A 6,289-nucleotide genomic window follows, 5' to 3' on the forward strand; every position below is an offset into this window, starting at 1 on the left:
TGTCCATGCCCCGCGGGGCAGCCGTCGTCTACCCGAAGGACGCGGGGCAGATCCTCGCCTTCGCCGACATCTTCCCCGGCGCCCGCGTGGTGGAGGCGGGGGTCGGCTCCGGCTCCCTCAGCAGCTTCCTGCTGCGCGCCATCGGCGACCAGGGCATGCTGCACAGCTACGAACGCCGCGAGGACTTCGCCGAGATCGCCCGGGCCAACGTGGAGCGCTACTTCGGCGGTCCGCACCCCGCCTGGCAGCTCACCGTCGGCGACCTCCAGGACAACCTGTCCGACACCGAGGTTGACCGCGTCATCCTCGACATGCTCGCGCCCTGGGAATGCCTGGAGGCGGTCTCCAAGGCACTCGTGCCCGGCGGCATCCTCTGCTGCTACGTCGCGACCACCACCCAGCTCGCCCGGACCGTCGAGTCCATCCGGGAGATCGGCTCCTTCAACGAACCGACCGCCTGGGAATCGATGATCCGCAACTGGCACATCGAAGGTCTCGCCGTCCGCCCGGACCACCGGATGATCGGCCACACCGGCTTCCTGCTCACCGCCCGCCGGCTCGCCGACGGCGTGGAACCCCCCATGCGCCGCCGCCGCCCGGCCAAGGGCGCCTACGGCGAGGACTACTCGGGACCCAACGCCGACGCGGGCACCGCGCGCTGACGCGACCCGACACCCCGACAACGCACGAGCGCCGTGGCGCAGTTCCCCGTCCGCACGGGGAACTGCGCCACGACGCTCTCCCGTTGACGCGACGGGACAGGACGGGAGAAGGAGATCCCGCACCACGACTCCGCACCCCGCCGTTCCCCCGCACTGTGACGTGTGGCACGATGCTGGCCACCCCACCGGCACAGCTCTCACAGGAGACGCTCCTCGTGCAGTCACCCGCCGTCCCGGAGCTCGCGCACACGCACACCCGCCCGATCCACTGGGTCGCCACCGCCACGGCCCTCGCGGGCGTGGTGGCGCTCTCCTCCCTGATGCAGCCCGGAGCCGCGACGGCGGCCCAGACACCCGCCCCGGAGACGAAGAGCGCCCCGGCGCACACGGCACCCCCCGACCCGGCGGCCGTCGAGTTCCCGCTCGACTGCGGTCCGGTGGACGTGGTGGTCAAGAAGCACGTCGCCGGCGATCTGGACGGCGACGGACGGCCCGAGACGGTGGCGGCCGTGCACTGCGACGCCGCCATGGGCACCCCGCCCGACGGCGTGTACGTGCTGACCCGGGCCGTCGGCTCCGGCACACCCCGCCTGGTGGCCACCCTCGTCGACCCGGAGGACCGCGCCAACGCCGACGACCTCGCCGTGCGTGACGGCGAGGTCACCGCGACGCTGCTCGGCTACTCGTCCACCGACGTGCCCCGTTGCTGCCCCGACGTCCGCGAGAGCGCGAAGTGGCACTGGGACGACGGGGTGTTCGTCCGCTCCGAGCCCTCCGGGGCCCGGAGCGTGTGAGACCCGCGCGGACGCACCCCGTCCCCCTCGGGGCGCGGGCCCCGTCCGCGCCCCGGGGGCACGCGCGCTCCGGAGTGCTGAAGAGCGTGCGGGGAAACGGGAAGCGGTGACGACCGGTGCCGGACCGGTTACCCGGCGTCCGGCCCGTACACCTCCACGCCGTCCGCCACGCGGCGCACGTGGATGCACTCGCCCGGACACTCCTTCACGGAATCGACCACGTCCGTGAGGATCGGCAGCGGCACGCGCGTCGCCGCCCCCGTGGCCTGCAACAACTCGTCGTCCGGGCCCTTCACGTACGCCAGCCCGTCGATGTCCAGCTCGAACACCTCGGGCGCGTACTGCGCGCAGATGCCGTCGCCGGTGCACAGGTCCTGGTCGATCCAGACCTCCAGGGCCTCGCCCTCGGCCTCCCGCTGCACGCTCATTCCTCTCCCGCCGTCTCCCCGTGTCCCGGTCTCCCGCCTCGGACCGAACGGGAATCCGGCCAGCTCCGACGGGTGTTGAACACACCGACCCTACCTGCGCCGGGATTCCCGCCCTCCTCGGTGGGTATTCCCCTGGCGTGAGGGAGAGCGCAAGGGTGAAGATCGGACACACCCCGACCGTCTTTGTGATCTAGGGGTTTCAATCGACACCCGCCCAGGTAGGGTCTGGAAGCGTCCAGCTCCCCTTGGAGGAGGTGAGGACCGTGGCAGCCCACGACGACGACATGAACCGCGGCATCCGCCCGGGACGCGGGTCCGAGGACCCGGCCGGGCAGATTGCCTACCTCGAGCAGGAGATCGCCGTCCTGCGCCGCAAGCTCGCCGACTCTCCGCGACACACGAGGATTCTCGAAGAGCGGATCGTCGAGCTGCAGACCAATCTGGCCGGCGTGTCCGCCCAGAACGAACGACTCGCCGGCACGCTCCGCGAGGCCCGCGACCAGATCGTGGCCCTCAAGGAGGAGGTCGACCGGCTCGCCCAGCCCCCGGCCGGCTTCGGGGTCTTCCTCGTGGCGAACGAGGACGGCACCGCCGACATCTTCACCGGCGGCAGAAAACTCCGGGTGAACGTGAGTCCCGGCGTCGACCTCGAGGAGCTCCGGCGCGGCCAGGAAGTGATGCTCAACGAGGCGCTCAACGTGGTCGAGGCCATGGAGTTCGAGCGCGTCGGCGACATCGTCACCCTCAAGGAGATCCTCGAGGACGGGGAACGGGCACTCGTCCTCGGCCACACCGACGAGGAACGCGTGGTCCGGCTCGCCGAGCCCCTCCTGGGCATCACCATCCGCCCCGGCGACGCGCTCCTGCTCGAACCCCGCTCCGGGTACGTCTACGAGGTCGTCCCCAAGAGCGAGGTCGAGGAACTCGTCCTCGAAGAGGTCCCCGACATCGGCTACGAGCAGATCGGCGGCCTCGGCAACCAGATCGAAGCCATCCGCGACGCCGTCGAGCTGCCCTACCTCTACCCGGACCTGTTCAAGGAGCACGAACTGCGTCCGCCCAAGGGCGTCCTGCTCTACGGTCCTCCCGGGTGCGGCAAGACGCTCATCGCCAAGGCCGTGGCGAACTCGCTGGCCAAGAAGGTCGCGGAAGTGACCGGAGTGGCCGCCGGCAAGAGCTTCTTCCTCAACATCAAGGGCCCGGAACTCCTCAACAAGTACGTCGGTGAGACCGAGCGGCAGATCCGCCTCGTCTTCCAGCGGGCCCGGGAGAAGGCCAGTGAGGGAACCCCCGTCATCGTCTTCTTCGACGAGATGGAATCCCTCTTCCGCACCCGCGGCTCCGGCGTCAGCTCCGACGTGGAGAACACGATCGTCCCGCAGCTCCTCGCCGAGATCGACGGCGTGGAGGGCCTGCAGAACGTGGTCGTGATCGGTGCCTCCAACCGCGAGGACATGATCGACCCCGCCATCCTGCGGCCCGGCCGGCTGGACGTGAAGATCAAGATCGAACGTCCGGACGCCGAAGCGGCCAAGGACATCTTCGGCAAGTACCTCACCCAGCGCCTCCCGCTGCACGGCGACGACCTCGCCGAACACGGCGGCGACCGGGACACGACGGTCCAGAGCATGATCCAGACCGCCGTGGAGCACATGTACGCCGAAACCGAGGAGAACCGCTTCCTGGAAGTCACCTACGCCAACGGAGACAAGGAAGTCCTCTACTTCAAGGACTTCAACTCCGGCGCCATGATCGAGAACATCGTCGGCCGCGCCAAGAAAATGGCGATCAAGGACTTCCTCGAGAAGACCCAGAAGGGCCTGCGCGTCTCCCATCTGCTCCAGGCGTGCGTGGACGAATTCAAGGAGAACGAGGACCTCCCCAACACCACCAACCCCGACGACTGGGCCCGGATCTCCGGAAAGAAGGGCGAGCGGATCGTTTACATCCGCACCCTCATCACCGGAAAGCAGGGCTCGGACACCGGACGCTCCATCGACACGGTGGCGAACACCGGTCAGTACCTGTAAAAGACAGGGTGGCTGCGGGTGCCCTCGGCGGGTACCCGCAGCCGACTGCTTTCCGCAGTCACCACCGGAACACGGCAATGACGCAAATGATCTCCCCACCAGCGCAAAGGCGTTCTAGGCTCTTCGGTACCGCCGAGTCGTACAGTGCGGTGACGGGCACCGCATACGCATCGGAGCGCCGGCGGTACTTGAGCAGCGTCCCCGACCGGGGACGCCGCCGGGCAAGGAGGGCCGCATGACCGTACGGCGAGTAATGGGCATCGAGACGGAGTACGGCATCTCCGTCCCCGGCCACCCCAACGCCAATGCCATGCTCACCTCGTCCCAGATCGTGAACGCCTACGCGGCGGCGATGCACCGGGCCCGCCGAGCCCGCTGGGACTTCGAGGAGGAGAACCCGCTACGAGACGCGCGGGGCTTCGACCTCGCTCGCGAGGCCGCCGACTCCAGCCAGCTCACCGACGAGGACATCGGCCTCGCCAACGTCATCCTCACCAACGGCGCACGCCTCTACGTCGACCACGCACATCCCGAATACAGCGCCCCCGAGGTCACCAACCCCCGCGACGCCGTCCTCTGGGACAAGGCCGGCGAGCGCATCATGGCCGAGGCCGCGGAGCGGGCCGCCGCGCTCCCGGGCGCGCAGCCCATCCACCTGTACAAGAACAACACCGACAACAAGGGCGCCTCCTACGGCACCCACGAGAACTACCTGATGAAGCGGGAGACGCCCTTCTCGGACATCGTCCGCCACCTCACCCCGTTCTTCGTCTCGCGCCAGGTCTTCACCGGCGCGGGACGCGTCGGCATCGGCCAGGACGGCCGCGAGCACGGCTTCCAGCTCAGCCAGCGGGCGGATTACTTCGAGGTCGAGGTCGGCCTCGAGACCACGCTGAAGCGCCCCATCATCAACACCCGCGACGAACCCCACGCCGACGCCGAGAAGCACCGCCGGCTCCACGTGATCATCGGTGACGCGAACCTGTCCGAGATCTCGACCTACCTGAAGCTCGGCACGACCGCGCTGGTGCTGTCGATGATCGAGGACGGCTTCATCGCCGTGGACCTCGCGGTCGACCAGCCCGTGCGGACGCTGCACCAGGTCTCGCACGACCCCGCCCTGAAGCGGCTGGTCACGCTTCGCAGCGGCCGCACGCTCACCGCCGTCCAGCTCCAGATGGAGTACTACGAACTCGCCCGCAAGTACGTCGAGGAACGCTACGGGGCCGACGCCGACGACCAGACCAAGGACGTCCTGGCCCGCTGGGAGGACACCCTCAACCGCCTGGAGAACGACCCCATGAGCCTGGCCGGCGAGCTGGACTGGGTCGCCAAGCGGCAGGTCATGGAGGGCTACCGGCGCAGGGACGACCTGGACTGGGACGCCGCCCGGCTGCACCTCGTCGACCTCCAGTACGCCGACGTGCGGCCCGACAAGGGGCTCTACAACCGCCTCGTCGCCCGCGGCAGCATCAAGCGGCTGCTGGACGAGAGGGAGGTCGAGAGGGCCCGGACGAAGCCGCCGGAGGACACCCGCGCCTACTTCCGCGGACGCTGCCTGGAGCAGTACGCGGACGACGTCGCGGCGGCCTCCTGGGACTCGGTGATCTTCGACCTGCCCGGCAGGGACTCGCTCCAGCGCGTCCCAACCCTGGAACCGCTTCGCGGAACGCGTAATCATGTCAAGGAGCTCCTGGACCGCTGCCGAACGGCGGAAGACCTGGTCAGGGTGTTGTCCGGCAACTGAGCCGGCCCGCACGGCCGGGCCGCCGGACAGGGTGGAAAGTCCGGCGAAAGGGAATCATCGAAGTGGCCCCCGTACGTTGTAGGAACTGCGGGGCCCCTGTCGGACCCTGCTTGTAGGGTCTGATCAAGAACGTCGAACCGAGCGGGGTGAGGGTTATGGCGACCAAGGACACCGGCGGCGGACAGCAGAAGGCGACGCGCTCCACCGAGGAGGTCGAGGAGGCGCCCGAGGCGCAGGCATCCGAAGACCTCAAGGAGCGCCAGGAGCAGCTGAGCGACGACGTGGACGACGTCCTCGACGAGATCGACGACGTCCTCGAGGCCAATGCAGAGGACTTCGTGAGGTCCTTCGTCCAAAAGGGCGGGCAGTGAGCGCCTGACTCCTTCGAATCGAAGGCGGGCGGGGAGTTCGCAGTGGGGCAGCGCCTCGGAGGCGGGGCGCTGCCCGCGCTGCGGGACGCATGCGCCCCGATCGGCCTTCGCCGGCGACAGGCCCCTGCCCGGCGGCTTGCGGACCTCCCGCCCGCGGTGCTCGGCCGAGCACCGCGGGCGGCCCCGGGAGGCCGAGGGGGAGGGGGTGCGCGAGAGGGCTCCGGTGCGGTCGGGCCCCAAGCGGTGCCCGTGGTCCG

General features: G+C 69.4%; 6 protein-coding genes. 5 read left to right on the forward strand and 1 reads right to left on the reverse strand.

Features of this window, described 5'->3' with window-relative positions; all coding sequences use genetic code 11:
- Together AOK18_RS09245 and AOK18_RS09250 are read left to right on the forward strand one after the other, a co-directional pair.
- Positions 1-662: tRNA (adenine-N1)-methyltransferase (locus AOK18_RS09245; RefSeq protein WP_055693985.1), on the forward strand; the 662-nt coding region annotated here is incomplete at its 5' end.
- Positions 663-877: 215 nt separating this feature from the next.
- Entirely contained in the window at positions 878-1,456 is a 579-nt protein-coding gene (locus AOK18_RS09250; protein WP_055693986.1) for a hypothetical protein, read from the forward strand.
- Between the two features lie 128 nt (positions 1,457-1,584).
- On the opposite strand, the gene AOK18_RS09255 is transcribed toward AOK18_RS09250, so the two are convergent.
- A complete protein-coding gene (locus tag AOK18_RS09255; RefSeq protein ID WP_055571805.1) occupies positions 1,585-1,884 on the reverse strand; it encodes a ferredoxin in 300 nt (99 codons plus the stop codon).
- A gap of 263 nt (positions 1,885-2,147) precedes the next feature.
- On the opposite strand from AOK18_RS09255, the gene arc reads away from it, so the two are divergent.
- The 3 genes from arc (at position 2,148) to AOK18_RS09270 (ending at position 6,032) form a co-directional block, all read left to right on the forward strand.
- On the forward strand, positions 2,148-3,914 hold the full coding sequence (gene arc / locus AOK18_RS09260; RefSeq protein ID WP_055571817.1) for a proteasome ATPase: 1,767 nt from the start codon (positions 2,148-2,150) through the stop codon (positions 3,912-3,914).
- Positions 3,915-4,149: 235 nt separating this feature from the next.
- Complete coding sequence (gene dop / locus AOK18_RS09265) at positions 4,150-5,661, forward strand: depupylase/deamidase Dop (protein ID WP_338119103.1); 1,512 nt, start codon at positions 4,150-4,152, stop codon at positions 5,659-5,661.
- Positions 5,662-5,816: 155 nt separating this feature from the next.
- Entirely contained in the window at positions 5,817-6,032 is a 216-nt protein-coding gene (locus tag AOK18_RS09270) for a ubiquitin-like protein Pup (RefSeq protein WP_055571807.1), read from the forward strand.
- Positions 6,033-6,289 lie beyond the last annotated feature (257 nt).

It is taken from the genome of Streptomyces prasinopilosus, assembly GCF_001419695.1.
GTDB classification, from domain to species: domain Bacteria; phylum Actinomycetota; class Actinomycetes; order Streptomycetales; family Streptomycetaceae; genus Streptomyces; species Streptomyces prasinopilosus.

Coding starts and splice junctions, on each gene's coding strand:
- dop (WP_338119103.1), top strand. CDS start 4,150: ATGACCGTACGGCGAGTAATGGGCATCGAGACGGAGTACGGCATCTCC.
- AOK18_RS09255 (WP_055571805.1), bottom strand. CDS start 1,884: ATGAGCGTGCAGCGGGAGGCCGAGGGCGAGGCCCTGGAGGTCTGGATC.
- AOK18_RS09270 (WP_055571807.1), top strand. CDS start 5,817: ATGGCGACCAAGGACACCGGCGGCGGACAGCAGAAGGCGACGCGCTCC.